This is a genomic window from Thermococcus gammatolerans EJ3, assembly GCF_000022365.1.
GTDB classification, from domain to species: domain Archaea; phylum Methanobacteriota_B; class Thermococci; order Thermococcales; family Thermococcaceae; genus Thermococcus; species Thermococcus gammatolerans.
On sequence record NC_012804.1, the window covers coordinates 1655723 to 1672961 of the forward strand.

The following is a 17239-nucleotide window of genomic DNA, read 5'->3' on the forward strand; positions in this document are numbered from 1 at the left end:
AATTAGCGTCTTCTAATTGCGGCGAGAATTACTAGGATGGCCATTAAGCCGGGCCCACAGGTTTTTCCTGAGCCGGTGCTGGCAGTGGACGATGTTTTCTCTGGACTCGAAGTTTCGATTTGAGATTGGGTTCTGGTTTCCGTAGGGGTGAACTCGTAGGAGACCCTAACCTCATCGAAATACATGTGGGACTTCAATGGACTGTCGTCCCAGCCGCCTATAAGGAGCTGGAAATGGGTGGCGTCTCCAAACTCCTTTGTTGAAGCATTTTTGATCAGCCCCCCCGATTCCCAGAACTCCACGTGGTCTTTGTATAGGACGATTTTGAAGGATTTGTACTCCTTCGGGATTTTTCGAGCTTCGCTGAGTGCTCCGTCGGGTAAATCGTAGGCTATCTTGTCCGAGGGCCAGCTTATGTAGCGCATCCCCAGGTACTTTCCGGAGTCAAGGTCATAGACCCGGAACCACATCTCGGCCGTTCCTGGGTCCGTGAACTTCCACACCCCGGAGAACGTTATGGAGTCCCAGTTCTCGATCGTTATCACCTTGCTTCTGAGGAAGGCGTGCTCCTTGTGATAGTCCTTAAGCCTGAGGCCGTAGGTCTCGAAAACCGCCGCGCCGTCCTCCTCGCTGAACCTGTTACCGCTTCCCGCGATATCGAGGGTCCATTTTCCCCCTATGCTTCCCGAACTGAAGTCATCGTGGAAGACTACCTTTTCAGAGGGGTTTCCAGCCGTAAGCCCCGAAAAGGCCAGAAGGCCTGAAAGAAACAGGAAAAGGAGCAAAAACGAACCTTTTCTCACTTTCACCGCCTCCTGTATACGTAAACCCCAATCAGCACCAGGATCGCAAGCGCCGCGAGGATGTAGCAGGCGGTGTTTCCTCCTTCCTGTGATGACTGTACCGGTGTTGAGGTTGTCTCGGCTGGACTTTCGGTGTGGGTCGGTGTTTCCGTTGGGGTCTCGTGTTCCTCGTGCGTTTCAACCTTCACTTTGCTCGCAACGGCGAAGAGGGAAAGCGAAGGCACGTTGACGCGGTAGTAAACGTATTCGAGGTCTTCGTACTCGAACACAGGCCCGTACTCGACCCAGCCGTTCTCGAGGTGGAGCAGGAGCAGGGAGTCCTTGCTGACGTTGCTCGCCCTGAGCCATTCCTTTGAGACCCTGAAGCGGAGCGTTGCGTTGGCTATGCTCAAGTTCTCCGGATGGGTGACGTTGAAGATGGAGTAGGTAACGTAATCGTAGCCCTCCGGCGCCTCCACGTCTCCAGGCCTCTGGTAAACCGCCACCATGCCGTTCACCTTCACCTTTGGAAGGAAGTATATCCTGTAGAGATCTGTCCTCGTCGAGACCCGCACCCATTTACCGGGCTCGGCGGATACAATGTCCCCGTCAGCTTCCTTCTCCGTGATGGGCTTCTCCACCAGTTCCACAGTGTAGTTCTTCTTCTCCGTCAAGTTCCCGTAGAGGCAGGTCACGGTGAGGGTGTAGTTCCCCGCCTTCAGACCCCTGGTCGGTACGAAATCTCCGCTTCCGGCGAGGTTTCCGAGCTTCCAGCTCAGAGAGCATGGCTTTGACGTCTTGATAGTGACCTCCCCACCGGTGTAGAGCTTCTCGGGTGTGATGGTTACCTCCGGCGGTTCCAGGGTTCCATTCTTGGGAACGGCTATCAAGACGCTTCCGTCTTCATTGCCCTCGAGAATCTTGACGCTCCCTCCAACGGTGGTTTCCACTTTGGATGGGTCTATCCCAAAGGCCGACCTTAACTCAACCGAGCCCCTGTAAGTGCCCATCCTCTCGATGGTCGCGTTGGTGAAGAGTTTTCCAGCGTTCATTGTGATGTGTATCCCCTCATCCTCCGGCAGGGCGACGAGCTCTCCCTTAGCACTCAGGATTATTGTGTTGTCTTTAATTTCCACGTCGAGAGAATCAACCTTGGTGAGGTACGGGCTCACGAAAGCCCTGGCGAAGGCTTCGTTCCTGAAGATCGCGAAGACCATGGATGCATTCCGGGGGTCGGGTCTCAGCTCCATCCTGAGCTCGCCGAGCATCGCTCCCTTCCGAGTTCCTGTTATCTCAACGCTCATGCCTTCGAGGGTTCCGTTGAAGAGCGGTCCAACCCTCATAAGGGGCGTTGGAACAATGTATTCCGCCCTGTAAACGTCCGGCTCACCGAAGGTGAGGCTCACGTTGCCCCAGCCGTCGAGGCTTCCCCCTTCGCCGCCGAGGAGTATTGCGGTGTCAAACTTTTGGGCCTCGACCGTGTAGTTCGCCGGCGGGTCGAGCACCTGTATGCTCATTGGAGTTGGCTGGGTCAGGGTTGCGTAGATGTTGTAGAAGGCCCACTCCCCCAACGTGATGAAAGTGTCCACCGCCGCTGCTATCGTGCCCTTTGCGTCCTTCAGGGCCTTTTTCTGCTCCTTCGGTGAGAGGGACTGGAAGGACTTCTTCTTTTTGAGCTCTTTGACTATCAACTCCTGCGCTATCTCCTTGGCGGCCTTCTTTGAGGCCTCGCTGAACTCCTCGGCCATCTCTTCCTCCGGCGATGGCGGGTTGGCGGCGTCCTGGGCTTCCTTGTATATCTCGTTCAGGATGTCGTTGTCCACTATCTCAAGCACAGTTTCAAGGAGCAGCATCTGGAGATCCTCGTCGCCTATTATCGCCGTCCCGTACTTCTTCACGACCTCGATTTCCTCCGGCAGGGAGAGGCTATCGAAATTGGCGACGTCCTCGTAGAAGTCCCTGTCCATGCCGTAGTTCTGCTCAAGTCTCGCCATCGTGTCGAGGTTTATCACCGCCGCGTAGGTCGCGTCGTCGGCCTCGATTAGGGCGTTGGTTTCGGGAGAGTTCTGAGCCATCCACGTGAAGTTCTTGTCCTCATCGGGGAAGTCTATGTTCTCGACGATGTTGGTTATCTTAAGCATGCTCTTGGCCATAGCCGCCACTATGGTCCTTACCGGAACGTCAATGTCGTACACGCCAAGCGCCCCTTCTACGCCTATCGCTATCAGGTCTATCTCATTGAAGAGGAGCGAGTACTCGACACCAACGGTAACGCGGTAGTGGGGTATGACCGTTCCGGGTTCCTTGCTGTGGTCCGCTATGGCCCTGAACTCAAAACCCGGCGGGATGACGTGGTACCAGACGTAGCCCTCCGGCTCCATATCGTAGTCGCCCTCGGCGTAGTAGCTGTAGTAGATGTTATCGTTTGTGTTCTTGAGCTTTAGATAGGTCTTGTCCCCGTTCACGCCGATGACATCAACCTGAACGGGACCGACGTACTCGGTGAATGGCACGAAGCTCTTGTCGAGGGCCTTCACTGGTGTCTTCATGTAGTTTATCGGTATCGTCACGTAGTAGCCGGGCAGGGGCTGTCCGTTGATGGTCTCGTAGTACAGCACGTTGGCCGTGCTCATGTACTCGCCCGAAAAGTTCACGGGTGGGATGTACGTGGGGGGAGCGTCCAGCCACCAGGGCATCCATGCCCCGTAAACGTACCTGACCTGGCCGGGCTTGACAAGCCTCGTCAGGTTCTTCGCCCAGACGTCGGCCATGAAGGTTTCATCGCTTCCGCCGAGGAGCGTGACGGAGTTCCTCTTGAGGAGCTTGTTGTGTAGGTTGGGGTCGCGCTCCGGGATGTAGTCCCTCACGCTGAGCGACTTCAGGTAGACCTCCCTGTCGCCGATGTTCTCGATTATGAGGTCGAAGTGGTGGCTCTCAGCCGCTTCGAGGTTTCCATCGCCGTCGCCGTCGTAGGTGTAGCTGTTCAGGCCGTAGTTCTTGACGCTGCACTCCCCGCTTATCTGGCACCACTGCCTCGTGTACGGGTAGGCGTCGTACCCGTTTATCTTGAAGACGGGCCCGAGGTCGAACTCTATCGTGGCGTTCCTCTCGTCCCTTAGAACCCCATCGAGGTCATAGAGCCGTATTTTGATCGGAATCTTTCCGTCGCTCGGAAGTTCATCGGGGAGAGGGTCCCATCTCAGGGTTATCGGATCGAAGTCCGTTATGGGGATGAGGGCGTTGAAGTAGCCTTCCATGTTCCCCGGAACCGCGACGAGGAGGCTCACCTTTCCGGTATGCCTCTCGATGTACTCGGGCAGAACGAGCTCGATCTTCGCGACGCCTGTAAGTTCCCCGATGTTCTTTAGGAGAACGCTCACGTTCGCGAAGCGCTCGTCGTATGGAATGGCAGTTCCAAAGACATCTGGATCTCTCCTATAAACGTAAACGGCCGTTGGGTGACTGATTGAGTAGGACACTATCTTTATGTCCACGTTTCTGAAGTACACCTTCCTGATGGCGCTGATGCTCGTCCCCTCGGCGTTTTTGGCGGTGAACTTCAGATAGCCCGTCCCAGTGAGGTTCTTTCCGACGGTGTCGAGCGTTATGTAGCCATAGTACTCCGTGGAATTTAGAGAGCTCTCGTTGAGAAGCTCCTCCATTCCGTTGTAGATGAGGGTGTAGTTCACGGCAACGATGGGACTCCGCGAGCTTGCCCCTCCGGCGAGGCTTATAACGCCTTTGACGTCGCCATTGCTCATCGGGTACACGTCCAGCGAGACGCCGAGAAGGCTGGAGCCCCAGCCGGGACCCGTGCTGACCGTGCTTCCAAGCGAAACTGCTCCCCTCTCGTCGAGGATGTCGTAGTTCGTCTCCACTTCGCCGCTCGCGGTGTACATCGTCCCGCCCGTGAAGTTTTCAACGAGCCGCGGCTCGTGGCCTCCCCAGTCGGTGTTGTTGATAGCACTAGCGCCTGTAGTCAGATGGATTCCCTTTCTATTCACCAGCGAGTTGTTCTCCAGCGTGAGAACCGCGTTTCCGGCCATAAAAATCCCGAGGTCGTTGTTCTGGACGAGGCTGTTTGTCAAGCTCACGACTCCGCCGCTTCCTTGGGGTATTGAAATCCCCACGTTTCCTCCCGTTATAGTGTTGTGGTCTATGAGAGTACTCGTGCCTTCAGATACCCAGATGTCTATTCCAACGTCGTTGTCGAAGAACAGGTCGTTGTAGATTGTCCCGTTAACGCTTAGAAGCTCCATACCCTTGGTGTTGTGCATAACATAGCTGCCCCTCACGTCAACAGCTGCCCTATATGTCCACAGCCCCACCTCGTTTTCTGTTATCTTGCTGGAGATCACCTTAACACTCCCACTGGAGCCCATTGGATGGAGATGAATCCCATAATCGAAGCCGCCCATCGTGCTCTCGTTAATGATGACATCGAAGGGATTCTCCGACCAGACCCCGTAGCCGGTTCCGTCCCCTGTTATCTCGCTCTTCTCTATCTCCATGCGTCCGCTGACCTTGACGCTCCCACGGATTCTGGAGTTACTTATCCGTATCCTTGAGTAAAATGAAGAGGTCACGTTGCTGTATATCTCGTCGTTTGCTATGATGAGCCTCGCCGCGCTGCCGTAAACGGGCGCGTTTACGACGCTGTCCCTCAGGCCAGCAACCCCGCTTACCGTGTAGAGGGTCGCCTCGAAGGCACCGAGCTGAAGGTAGGGGTAGCGGTTCGGGCTTCTCACGTGGACGGCTATGACGTTCTCCCCGCTTCTCAGGTAGCCCGCGAGGTCGACGAAGTCTATCAGTGGAGTGGCGCTTATTCTGCCCCCGCCCCAGCCGTAGACGAATGAAAGTTGTGCCTCGTGGTTCAGCTCATCAACGACCTTCTTTCCGTTCACATATATCTCAACGCCGCTTATCGCGTAGTAGTTTAGCCACGCCTGGACTGGCAGTTTTTCAAAGTTCACGACCTTCTTCAGGTAGAGGTCCGTGAACTCCCCTACCTCGGTCCCGCTGGTAAAGCTGGAATGATACATATCCGCGGAGAACGGAGCGCTTCCGGTGCTCATGCCCGTGGTTTCTGTCGTGTACATCCAGTTATCAGCGGGTTTGCTCATGGAGTAGAACCACTCGGCGTTTTCACCCACGGCAGTTTCCCTGACCTCAGTGTTCTCATGGCTCCAGAACATCCAGGTGCTGAAGGAGACACTCCCACCGTCTATGCGGCAGCCTGTGATCAGGGCATCGGTCGAGAGGGTTCCAAAGGTCGAGCCTTCGAGCCTTGAGTTCAGGATTACGATGTGGGACTGGCCGATGTTGCTACTCAAACCTTCAATGATTATGTTCCTGAGGACGCTCGCGTCCTTGTCCAGGTCGTCCGTCGCTGGTATTCCGTCAACATCTTCCACGCGGAGGGTTCCTTCCGGCTTGACTTCGATCTTGCCCCCCTCAACCGTGTAGCTCCTCAGCCTTAGCTTGCCGTTCACATGGGCATAGAGGCGGCCTGCCTTTCCGCTCTCTAAGGTGCTCACCTTTCCCCCGCTGACGTAGACCATCAGATACCCAGGGTACGGCGAGACGTCGCCGGTGAGGTTAACGTCGTGAAGCTCTATCCCGCCAACGTTCTGGGCGTGGAACGCGTACTCGCTGCCGGTGACGTTGGTATCGTAGAGGTAAATCCAGTTGTTGCTCAGGTCGAGCTCGAAGTTCCTCTCCCCGTTGGATTCTATAAGCGAATCCCTGAAGCTCAGGCGAACGTTCTTCGCACAGACACCTTTCCCGTTGTTCCTCAGGGTCACGTTCTTCAGTTCCTCGGTGGCGTATCCATAGCGGGGAGCCTCAAGGCAGAGTCCGCATTCCCGGTTGTTCTCGATTAAGAGGTTCTCCATCGTCCAGTGCCAGTCAGAGGCGACCCCGAGAAACTTTATTCCGAACTCGTTGTTCCTGAAGGTGCTGTTGACTATCCGCAGCGAGCCGGGGGAGTTCCACACGGGCCTGAGGTACGTGAGCCCCATCCCCCTGTGGAAGATGCTGTTCTCAACGTTCAAGCTTCCGCTCACGGTAATTCCGCCGTTTACATCACTGTTCCTCACGGTGACGTTCGAGAGACTGAAGTTGAACTCCCCATCCAAGGTTGAGCTGATGAACTCAGCGTTGCCTGTAAAAGTTCCTCCTTCAAAGCCGCTTAGCCTTGAATCTGACACATCCATATTCCCGTTTTCGCCTGAGAGGTTTAGGGAAGTACCCCGGATAACCGAGTTCTGGAGAACCTTCAGCGTTCCGTTCACTTGCACACCATCGCCGAGGACGCTGATCTGGCAGTTCCTAAGCTCAAGGGAACCCCTGCTGGTTATCAAGATGCTCCCGTTGACGGTGTACGATTTTCCAGAGCAGAGCTGGGTGTTGTTCACCAGCCAGTCGCCCTGAACCGGCGGGCCGGAGATTCTCACTTTAAAGGCCTCAACGGTCGCGGCCCCGCAGGTGTCAACGGCCTTCACCCTTACCACGTTGTTCGCGTACGGCTGGAGATACGGCGATATGTCCATGTCCTCGCTGTAATCCATGTATTCACCGCCGTTGATTGAGACGTAGATTCCCTGCAGGTTTCCATTCTTGTCTTTGACCTCCGCGTGGAGGATAACCTCTTCGCCGGGTCTTGCCTCATCGACAATCTTCACGGCAAGCTCTGGCCTCTCGTTGCCAGAGCATACGGAGAACTCCGTCTCTGCCCTAAGTTCTCTCCCGCAAGAGTCCATAGCGGTGATAACCAGACTCAAAAGCTCCCCGCGAGCCCCTTCTTCCTTGAGTTCCTTCATAAAGGGACTCAAGTCCAGCAGAAAGCTTCCGTTCAGGCTGAGGTGGTCGTCCACCCAAGAGTAGCTCACGTTCGGCGTAAAGGGCTCCGTGTGCTCGATGTTCTCTATGGTGAACGTGTAGTTGGTTGGCGGGGCGTTGGTGTCCATCGTGAAGTTGATGGGGACGAGCAGGTTCATCACGTTGCCCCTCGGCGAGGTTATCTCAAGGGTGCAGTCCTTGAAGCAGGGCCACTTAACGGTTATATGCCTCGTGGGTAGTGACCTGAAGTGTCCATAGCCATCATAGACGACCGCATAGAAACTGTGCTCCCCGTTCAGATGTCCTGAGAAGGTTTTCTCGCAGTAGTAGATGCGTTTCGTGTGAAGGTGTCCCTTATCGTCGATGTAGCTTATCCAAGCGGTCTTGACCCGAAGCCTGTAGTAATGACCGTCCCATGATAGGGTGCATGATGCGAAACTATCCGATGACTCTATCCTTACCGTTATCTCCTCCGTTTCTGGAGGGAGCTCTGCCCCATCGGATGGAGTCAGGAGAGCGTAACCGGCGTTCAGGCTCGGATACGGTATCGTCACGCTCTTCCACGTGGCCTCGCCCCGGTTTCCGTACCTATCAACTGGAACGACGGAGATGTTGTAGGTCTCTCCCGGAGTGAGTGTGAGCGTTGTCCCGTCCCATAAGCCCGGTTCTCCCGTGAAGTTCCCGACCAGTGTCTCATTTATCCACAGCTCGGTGTGGTTGAAGTCTTCATCACTTGGGTTTATCCACCCAACTTCCGCACCGCCAGCAAACGTCGTAACGGCGAGAACTTCTATCTTTGCAGGGGGAACTGTGTCCCTAACGCGCAGGAAGAAGTACTTTCCATATGTTCCATGACCAAGGGCATCGTATACCTCGATGTAGTACATCACGTATGCCGGTTCGCTCGTGTTGAACCGCACAAAAAATGGAACTCCACTGGTGTAATTCCCGGAGTAGAGTTCTACCCACCCGTGGTTGGGGTCGTTCGCGTCCGGGTTGAAGTAGACGTCATAGTGACCGGGATGGGGCTCTGTGACATTGATGAGCAGGCCCGCTTTAAGTCCTCTCTCTGCATGAGTTGAGTATATCCCATCCCTCTCCCATTCAAGGGTCAGGTTGACGAGCTTGTCATGAACCACCGGGGGGGCTGTGTCCGTCTCTACAACTCTCGTTTCTGTAGAGCCAATGTTCCCACCCAAATCAATCCCGTACACCCTAAAGACGTGCCTGCCATCTGGGATGGGGATGGTTATGTTCCAGTCTTCTTCGTCCCCTTCCATTGTATGGTTAACCCCGTCGAGTTCGAGTAGTGCCGAGCTGAGGCGCTCACCGGCGACGATGTTAAAGGTGAGTTGAGAGGCTCCAAGAAGGGAGTCGTTTTCCGGTGTCGGTTGAATAAACCAAAGTTCCGGAGGTGTTGTATCCACTGTAAAAGTTCTGTGCTCCGTTTCGTTGAAGTTACCTGCGGTGTCCCAAGCCCCAACATAAAACTCGTAGTGTCCGTCTTCGATGGTTAGGGAGATGCTCCAGTTCCTCCCGGAGCCCATCATCACATACACGGCCCCATTAAAGTTCAATACCGCCCGTGAGAGGTTTTCATTCGAGAGCAGTCTGAACTTGACGCTGTTTTTGTTCAAGATTGAACCGTTTTCCGGTGTGGGCGGTAGGAGAATAAGCCTCGGGGGCGTCGTATCCCTCACCCGTATCTGCACCGTCCTCTCGCTTTCCCATCCGAATGTATCGTTGGCCCACACCTTGTACTCCACCATCCCCGGCTCATGTGCCTGGAAGACCACGCGCAACGTGGTGTTGCTGGAGTAAATGCCTTCCTCCTGAAGGACGCTGTCCCTGTAGATTTCGTAGCTCGCGGGGTGGATATCGTGTATGCTTACCTCCACCGTCACCAAGTCCCCCTCATCCACCGTATCCGGGCAGTTTACCGTTATCTCTGGAGGATTCCCATCCGATTCAAAGGTCAGCTCCCCGCTTTTTGCTCTAGTTCCTGCCGCGTCCATGCCGTAGATCCTGAGGACGTGATGTCCATCCGTTAGGGAGACGTTCAGGTTCCAGCTCCTTCCAGAACCAAGCATCGTGTGGTTGACACCATCGAGTTCAAGAACCGCCAGCAAGAGTTCCCTGCTCGCCTCCGCCTCGACCGTTACCCAGCTTCCCTTTATCCTCGATCCGTTCTCCGGCGCGAGAACGACTATTTTGAGTGGACTTTCGCGTTTCACAACCCTCATCAGCCACCAGCGTCTCGCAACGCCGTTCTCGTTTTCGGCCCTCACGCTGACGTTCCAGAGGCCTGGAATTAGAGTAGAGTTGGTGTAAGTCGAGCCGTTCCCTTCTTCCTCCAGAACTACCGTCCCGTTAACTGCCCATGTAACGTTTGCCACCTGGTTGAGCGCTATGGAGAACGTCACCGTTTCGTTTTGAAAAACTTCAACCTCCTCTCCTTCAGGTGATGAAGAAACGATCTTTAGTGGCTCGATAACTCTGAAACATTCTAATGGCGTGGAGTTTACATGCCCGAGTGTATCCTCGGCCTCGATTATCCAGCAGTACGTTCCTCCGGATAGTCCTTCCGTCGAGATCGTGAAGTTCGTCCAGCTCGAATACTCTGAAGTTACAACCGTTGTCCATTCTCCACTCTCGGTGGCGTTCGTCTTTAGTTTTGCGATGGAGGGATGCGCTTCGTTCCACAGGGCATATACGGTTACATCCTCCCCCTGGAGGACAGATTCACTTTCCTGACCGTAGGAGACATACCTCGGTGCCGTGGTGTCAATTTCAAATACAACTACCCCGGTTGCACCCTCATTGCCGTGCATGTCCTTCCCAGTGGCATGGAACTCGTGATTCCCATCGCCGGCGTTTAGGCTAACCCACCATTCCCTTCCAGAGCCTTCCATGGGGTAAGCGGTTTCGTCAAAGTAAAGGGTAGCCTGGCTTAGCTCCTCACTTGATGTCAGGTTAAAGACAACCAGAGAATCTCCGACGAGGCTTCCGTTTTCGGGGGTTGGTGGAAGGAACGTAAGAACCGGTGGTGTTGTGTCCGTTTTAACCGTGAGCTTCCATGAGTGACTTACTTCCCTTCCATCTCTACGGGCCACTACGGTTACGTTCCACACTCCGGGGATTAGGGTATCGTTGTGGTACTCAGAGTACGTCCCTTCTTCCGCCAGAACCTCGGTGTTGTTGACGAACCAAGTCACATTGGCGGCTTTGTTTAATTCAATTGAAAAGCTCACACTCTCATTGTCCCAGACCGTGATGTCGTTGCTCTCGGGCGAAAACGAGACTATCCTCAGCCCTTCCTCAACGCGGAAGCAGAGCTTCGGCGTTTCGTTCCCGTTCCCGAAGGTGTCGTTGGCTTTGATGTACCAGCAGAAGACCTTTCCGGCAAAGTTTTCCTCGGTACTTATCGTCCCGTTGCTCCAGCCGTTGGCGATTTGGAGCGGCACCTCGCTCCATACGAAGGTCCCATCAACGAGGGTTGCGTTCGTAACCAGAACTGCCCCCTCAAGGTGGGCATCGGTCCACTTCGCAAAGACCTTGGCTTTATCACCAGCCATCACCTCGTCCTCAGCCTGACCGTACTCCAGAAATCTGGGGGCCGTCGCGTCTATTTCCACCGTTCTCTCTTCCGTGTGGTTGGTTATCCCTTCGGCCGAGCCGTAAACGCGGAAGGCATATGTTCCGTCCGCGAGGTTTTCCTTTACCGCCCACCAGCTCCTCCCGGAACCGCTCATGCTCTCGTTGGCGCCGTTCCACTCGAGGGTGGCGTTGTCGAGGTCGAGCGAGGAACTGACGTTTATGATGACTCTCCTCACGTTGAGCATCGCCCCGTTCTCTGGAGTTGGTTCCACGAAGCTCACGGTGAGGCCCGGCTTGGGATAGACGTACCACGCCCAGAAGTGGCTCGCCGAGCCGTTGGAGTTCTCGACGACGGCCCTGACGCTGTGCTCCCCCTCCCCCACATCGGAGTTCGTGTAGGTGGATGTCTCAACGTTCTCCTCCGTCTTCACGATGCTCCCGTCGAGGTACCAGGTAACGTTTACGGTTTGGTCGACGGTTACCGAGAACTCGACGGTATCGCCGACGTAGCTCTCAACGGGGCTCTCCGGTGAGTACGAGACTATTTCAGGTGGGGAGTAAACCACGAAACAGTGAACCGGAGTGGTGCTCTCGTGATCCAGGGCATCGTATCCAGTTATCTTCCAGCAGTAAAGGTCCGGCTCATCCATGCTTATTGAGAAGTTGCTCCAGCCTTCCGTTCCTTCAAAGACCACTTCATCAAAGACCTCCCATGAGCCGGTTATGTTTGTATAAAGAACCGCCCCCCTGAGGTGGGGGTCGCTCCAGAAGGCGTGGACGTGAACTTCCCCGCCCGGCGGGATACCTTCCGCATCCTGGCCGACGTTTGAATACTCCGGGGCCTTCGTGTCAACTTCAAATTCCCTCTCCTCGCTCGTCCCGTTGTTACCGGCCAAGTCCTGGCCGTAAACCCTGAAGGTATGGGTTCCATCAGCAACGCTCATCGTGTAGTGCCACTCCTTTCCCGAGCCGAGCATGGTATGATTTGCCCCGTCGAACTCAAGGGTCGCCATTGTGAGGTTCTCGTTCGAGGTGACGTTTATCACCACGCTTGAGTCGCCGATCAGGGAGCCATCCTTTGGCGTCGGCTCAACGAAGGTGAGGACAGGTGGGGTGATGTCGTTCTCCTCCTGGGCAAGCGGTGCGAAGATGCCCAATCCCGTCAGGTTGGCCTCGACGAGGTTCTTGTTCGTGTCCAGATGGTGCCCGCTCGTCCCATCGAGCGTCCAGCCCTCGGTGAAGTGCCATATCTGGAGGCTGTTCTCATTAAGGCCCTCAAGGGCAGAATCGTCGTAATAGAGGCCCAGATGGAGCCAGCTGTCCACGTCTATCTCAATGTATTCCCCAACGTCGCCGTAGCCCTCCGGCGGTGCCGGCCGGTTCTCCGGGGGAACTCCCCTCACGAGACAGTTTCCGGGACAGGTTACCTCCGTTGGAATCCCGTTTATCGTATTCCCGCTCAGCGAGCCGTAGAACTCTGCGATGACGATTATTGCCCAGGCGTTCGTCTCGGAGAGATTAGTCGTCAGTTCGTTGTTGTCTATAAACGAATCCCCCGCGAGGTACAGGTAGAGGGCATAACCGGCGTTCTCACCCACACCGCTTATCGAGATTGTGTTATCATAAACCCACGTCGAGGTGTAGAAGACCTCTATTCCGTCGGCGCTGTCGCCTCTAACCGTGACTGTGTTGTCGTGGACGTCGCTGGCTTCCCCCTCTTCCTCGTAGACGTAAATTCCAACACCCTGAAAGCCTGAAACGCTCACGTCGTTGTCCCTGATGATGTTGCCTCCCCCATAGCTGAGATAAATTCCGTAGCGCTCACTCTCTCCGGTCTCGGTTATCGTAATCGTGTTGTCCTCAATCGTACAGTTCTCAACGCCGTCCACCCAGACCCCGATGTTCGAGACTGACGAGGGTATGACGAATCCCCTCAGCACGACGTTATTAGAGCTCACGTAGAAGACGGGCTTTCTTCCGGTATCCAACTCGGAGCCGTCGCCGGTGATGCGGGCGCTCTCGCTCGTTTCCACGGTGAGGAATTTACCTATCTCCACACTCTCCGGATAGGTTCCAGCAAGGACTACGACCGTTCCACCTTCGATCGCGTTCTTTATTCCGTCCTGAAGCGGCGTCTCGCTGGGGTTGAGGCTCCCGCCCTCGTACCACCAGCCGCTCTCGTTTACATAAACCGTTTCAGCTGGAGTAAGCGTCGTTGCGGTGTCGTTCACCCAAGTGGTGTTGACGTTTCCCGAGTAGTCCCTCGTGAGGATTCCAATCGTGTGCGTTTCGCCGGGCAAAAGCTCGTCGAGCCACCACTCGCCCTCGTCAGTCTCCCCTTCGAACTTTCCGTCAATGTACACCAGCGCCGTTTCAAAGTCCTCATCCTCCGGGTTGTCCCAAGTCCAGTGGATGTAGTCCGCCCCAACTTCGTGGGCCAGGTTTCTAACGGTCCCCGGCGGCGTCTCGTCTTCCCCGCTCGCATTCACGTAGAAGTTCACCTGAGCCACCCCTGTCTCGTCGCCGGCGAGGGCGTACACCACGAGGAGGTTCTCCCCGTTCTGAGCGGTTATCGTGGTGTTCGGCTCGAACGTGACGTTCTTCCCGCCGTTGAGGGAGTAGCGCCACTCGTCAACCGGCTTGTTGGCGGTGACGTTCAGGTCTATCGTTGCGGTGTTGTATGTCCTCTCCTCCGGGGAGAGAATCGTTACCTTGAGACTTTCTTCCGGCGGAGCCGCCTCCTCGTATTCGACGACTATGTTATCGAAGTACATGTGTGAATCAGTGGGGGTGTCGTCCCAGCCGCCTATCACGAGTTGGAAATTGGTAGTGCTTTCCATCGTGATTGTTTCTATGGTCTTTACAAGGTTCCCGTTCTCCCAGTACTCAAAGTGATCCTTGTAGAGGACGATTCTGAAGGGTACGTAAGTTTGGGGTGCTGACCTGCTCTCACTTATGGTTCCTTCAACCCTGTCGTAGGCTATTTCAGTGGTCCAGCTCACGTAGCGCACGCCAAGGTATTTGCCTGAGTCTGCGTCGTAGATCCTAAACCACATCTCCGCCGTCCCAGGGTCGGTGAACTTCCACTTTCCTGAAAACACCACGTAGCTCCAGTTTTCTATTGAAATCACCGAGCTTCGGAGAAATGCATGTTCTGTACCATAATTTCCAGTTCTTCCTCCGTGAGTGATAAACTGCGCTTCACCATTTGCCTCCGTGTAGCTGTTCCCGCTCCCCACGACGTCCTCTGTCCATTTGCTGGTGTCAAGGCTGTTGTCGTTGAAGTCGTCCTGGAAAACGGGACTTTGAGCCTGAACGGGATGGAGGAATCCAACGAAACCCACGTTTAGGTAGGAGCTGATTAAGAGGTAGAACAAAAAGAGCGCGCTCTTTTTCACTTTCACGTGGATCACCTCCAACGCAAGAAGAGCCGGGCTGCACAGACACGGGAGGGTTATTAGAACCGCACGTTATTAGAGCCCACAGTCCGGGCTCCCCTTACGTTCGTGTTCAAGGTTAGTCCTTCAAGGTATAATAATTTTTTGGTTCAATACCGAAATGTTGGAAAAGCTACAATAGGCGTTTCTTCCCCAAAATTGGGCAATAACGTGTATTTTTGGTCCCGATTATGTTTCATTGAAAATCGGCGGCTTTTAGACCGCCTAGCTAAGTTGTTGAGAGATTTAATTGGCTTGCGGTGCTGTAGTGGTTTCTTCGAGGAGCGACGTGTCGAAGACCTTTCCAAGTTCCTCCATAACAGCATCGTAGAGCCAGGGGTATTCTTTAAGGTGTTCTCTACCTTTCTTGAGGTATTCGCTGCCATCTTGGCCCCTGAGTATTTTAGACGTGCCGAGGAAGATGTAGCCAGCCCACCCTAGAGGATATCCTGTACCGTGAGCTATCTTTATCATTTCCCTCGCGTCTTTTTCTGCTCTTTCAGCATCGTCCAGAGCTATCCACGAGACGCAACGGTAGGCTAGGGTATCCACAGTCCTTCTGTAGTTTCTGATCCTCGTGAAGTACTCTACTGCCCTAGTGCCGTAGGAAATGGCCTTCTCATAGTTCCCGAGTATATAGTGGCACTTTGATAACTCCATATAGGCTAGGTGTTCGAGGGAGAGCATCCCATAGACCCTTGATACCTCGAGACTTTCCTTGTAGTACCTCACAGCTTTTTCGGGCATCTCCATTTCGAGGTATATATCACCTATGTGGAGAAGCACGAGCGCCTCATTCTCAGGCAGATTGGCTTGCCTCCGTGAGATCTCAAGCTCCTTAAACGCGCTCTCCAGGGCCTTTTCGGGCCGTTCCTGGTAGTACTCGTACTTTGTTTTCTCCATGTAGTACCACAGCCAAACGTCCGGATCGTCCAGTTCTTCCGCGAGCCTCTGCAGCTTTTCAAGATACTCTTCGGCTTTTTCAAATTCCTCCATCGAGATCAGTACGTCGGCGAGGATGCCCACGACCTCCGCCCTAAATATACCCTCGACCTCGTACTCGACCTCCATTAAAATATCCCGAGCCTTCTGGAAAAAGCCTGTGGTGAAGTATATTATTCCCAGCTCGGCCTTGGCATAGGGGTTGTCGCTTACTTGAATGAGTATCCTCCGGTACGTTTTTGGGAAGTCCCCTACCACGTGCTTGAACTTCTTCAGCCTCAACAGCACTAGGTCTTTGATTTTGTAATAGGCACCGGCTTTGAGTGTGTACTCGAAGGCCTTAAGGAAGTCGTGCGGGTTATTTTTTTCGAGGAGGTAGTCTGCATAGGTCAGGTAATATTCCTTGGAGTTCACCGATTCGGCCTCCTTTAAAAAGCCCCTCAGCATATCGTGGACGAAGTAGTTTCTTCCCCTCCTCTCCACCAGACCCTTCCTGAGGAGGGAATGGAGAACGGGGAAAGCGTTCTTTTTGCCGTAAAGGGTCTTTATGGCATCGTATTCAAGCGGCCCCTCAAACAGGCTGAGAATCGACAGCATTCGCCTTTCGTCCGCGCTGAGGGACTGGTATATCTCCATGAACAGGAACTCGAAGAAGTTCTCCCTAACTACCTCCTCGCTCAGTTCGGGGCTCTCAAGGAGGAGTATGATGGCCAGTGGGTGGCCCCGGGTTATCCTGTATATCCTCGCGAACTCCTCGACCGAGACCTCGCCCCGGACGTTCTTGGCTAGTTCGTACGCTTCCCTGGGCTTCAGACCGCCGAGGTTTATGTAGACCACACCTTCTATGCCCAGCATCGGTTTGATCCTCGATGCAACGGCCACGGTGCCGTTCCTAAGCTTCCCTGCAAGGTACGTCAGAAGCCTCTTCACGGCATCGTCTTGGCACTTGTGGAGGTCGTCTATTATGACGACGCTTTCTGTTTCCTCCAACCCGTCCAAGATAAGCTCGAAGATTTCCCTCTCTCCCTTTCCGCCACTTCGGAGGTATTCGAGAAGTGCCGTGTACCCGAGGGAGTTGAGGTAAAGCCCCAGCTGCCACGCGAGGTATTCCATGCTCTCCGACCCGTCTAAGGTGTACCAGAACGCCTCAGGAAAGGCCTTCGCCAGCAGGCTGGTCTTTCCTATTCCTGCTATCCCATACACAACAACCAGCTTTCCCTTCGAGCTCCTGAGGATCTCTATCTCCTCACCCCTTCCAACGAAGAACTTAACTTCTGGAACCTCTCCCGCGGTTATGGGGACTGTATAGTCCTCCTTCTCCCCGATATCAACCTGCACCTTTTCGGGGAGGAAGTCTATCTTCACTTCATCCACTTTGAGGGAGTACACCCTCACGTTTCTATCGCCCAGCCGAACCCATCTCCCTTCAACGAGGCCGAGCTTTTCGAGCTTCTTAAGCCTCCTAGAAACGTCGCTCTCGCTCCTATGAAGGAGTCTTGCGAGCTCCCTCGGGTGAAAAGAGCCCGACCTGAGCAGGGACAGTATCTGGAGGTTTGTCTCGCTGGAGAGAACTTTAAGCAGGGAGATTGGCTCCACCACGATCCCCCAAACAAAATAGGAGAAGGGGGTATAAATCACTTC

3 protein-coding genes are annotated in these 17239 nt (G+C 54.5%); all 3 read right to left on the reverse strand.

The window, feature by feature from the left end:
* Window positions 1-2 precede the first annotated feature (2 nt).
* Complete coding sequence (locus TGAM_RS08820) at window positions 3-809, reverse strand: CGP-CTERM sorting domain-containing protein (RefSeq protein ID WP_015859357.1); 807 nt, start codon at window positions 807-809, stop codon at window positions 3-5.
* Window positions 806-14623, reverse strand: a complete 13818-nt coding sequence (locus TGAM_RS08825) for a right-handed parallel beta-helix repeat-containing protein (RefSeq protein WP_148206300.1) — start codon at window positions 14621-14623, stop codon at window positions 806-808. The genes TGAM_RS08820 and TGAM_RS08825 overlap by 4 nt, the downstream gene beginning before the upstream one ends.
* Before the next feature lie 279 nt (window positions 14624-14902).
* Entirely contained in the window at window positions 14903-17194 is a 2292-nt protein-coding gene (locus tag TGAM_RS08830) for a tetratricopeptide repeat protein (protein WP_238516204.1), read from the reverse strand.
* Between the last annotated feature and the right edge of the window lie 45 nt (window positions 17195-17239).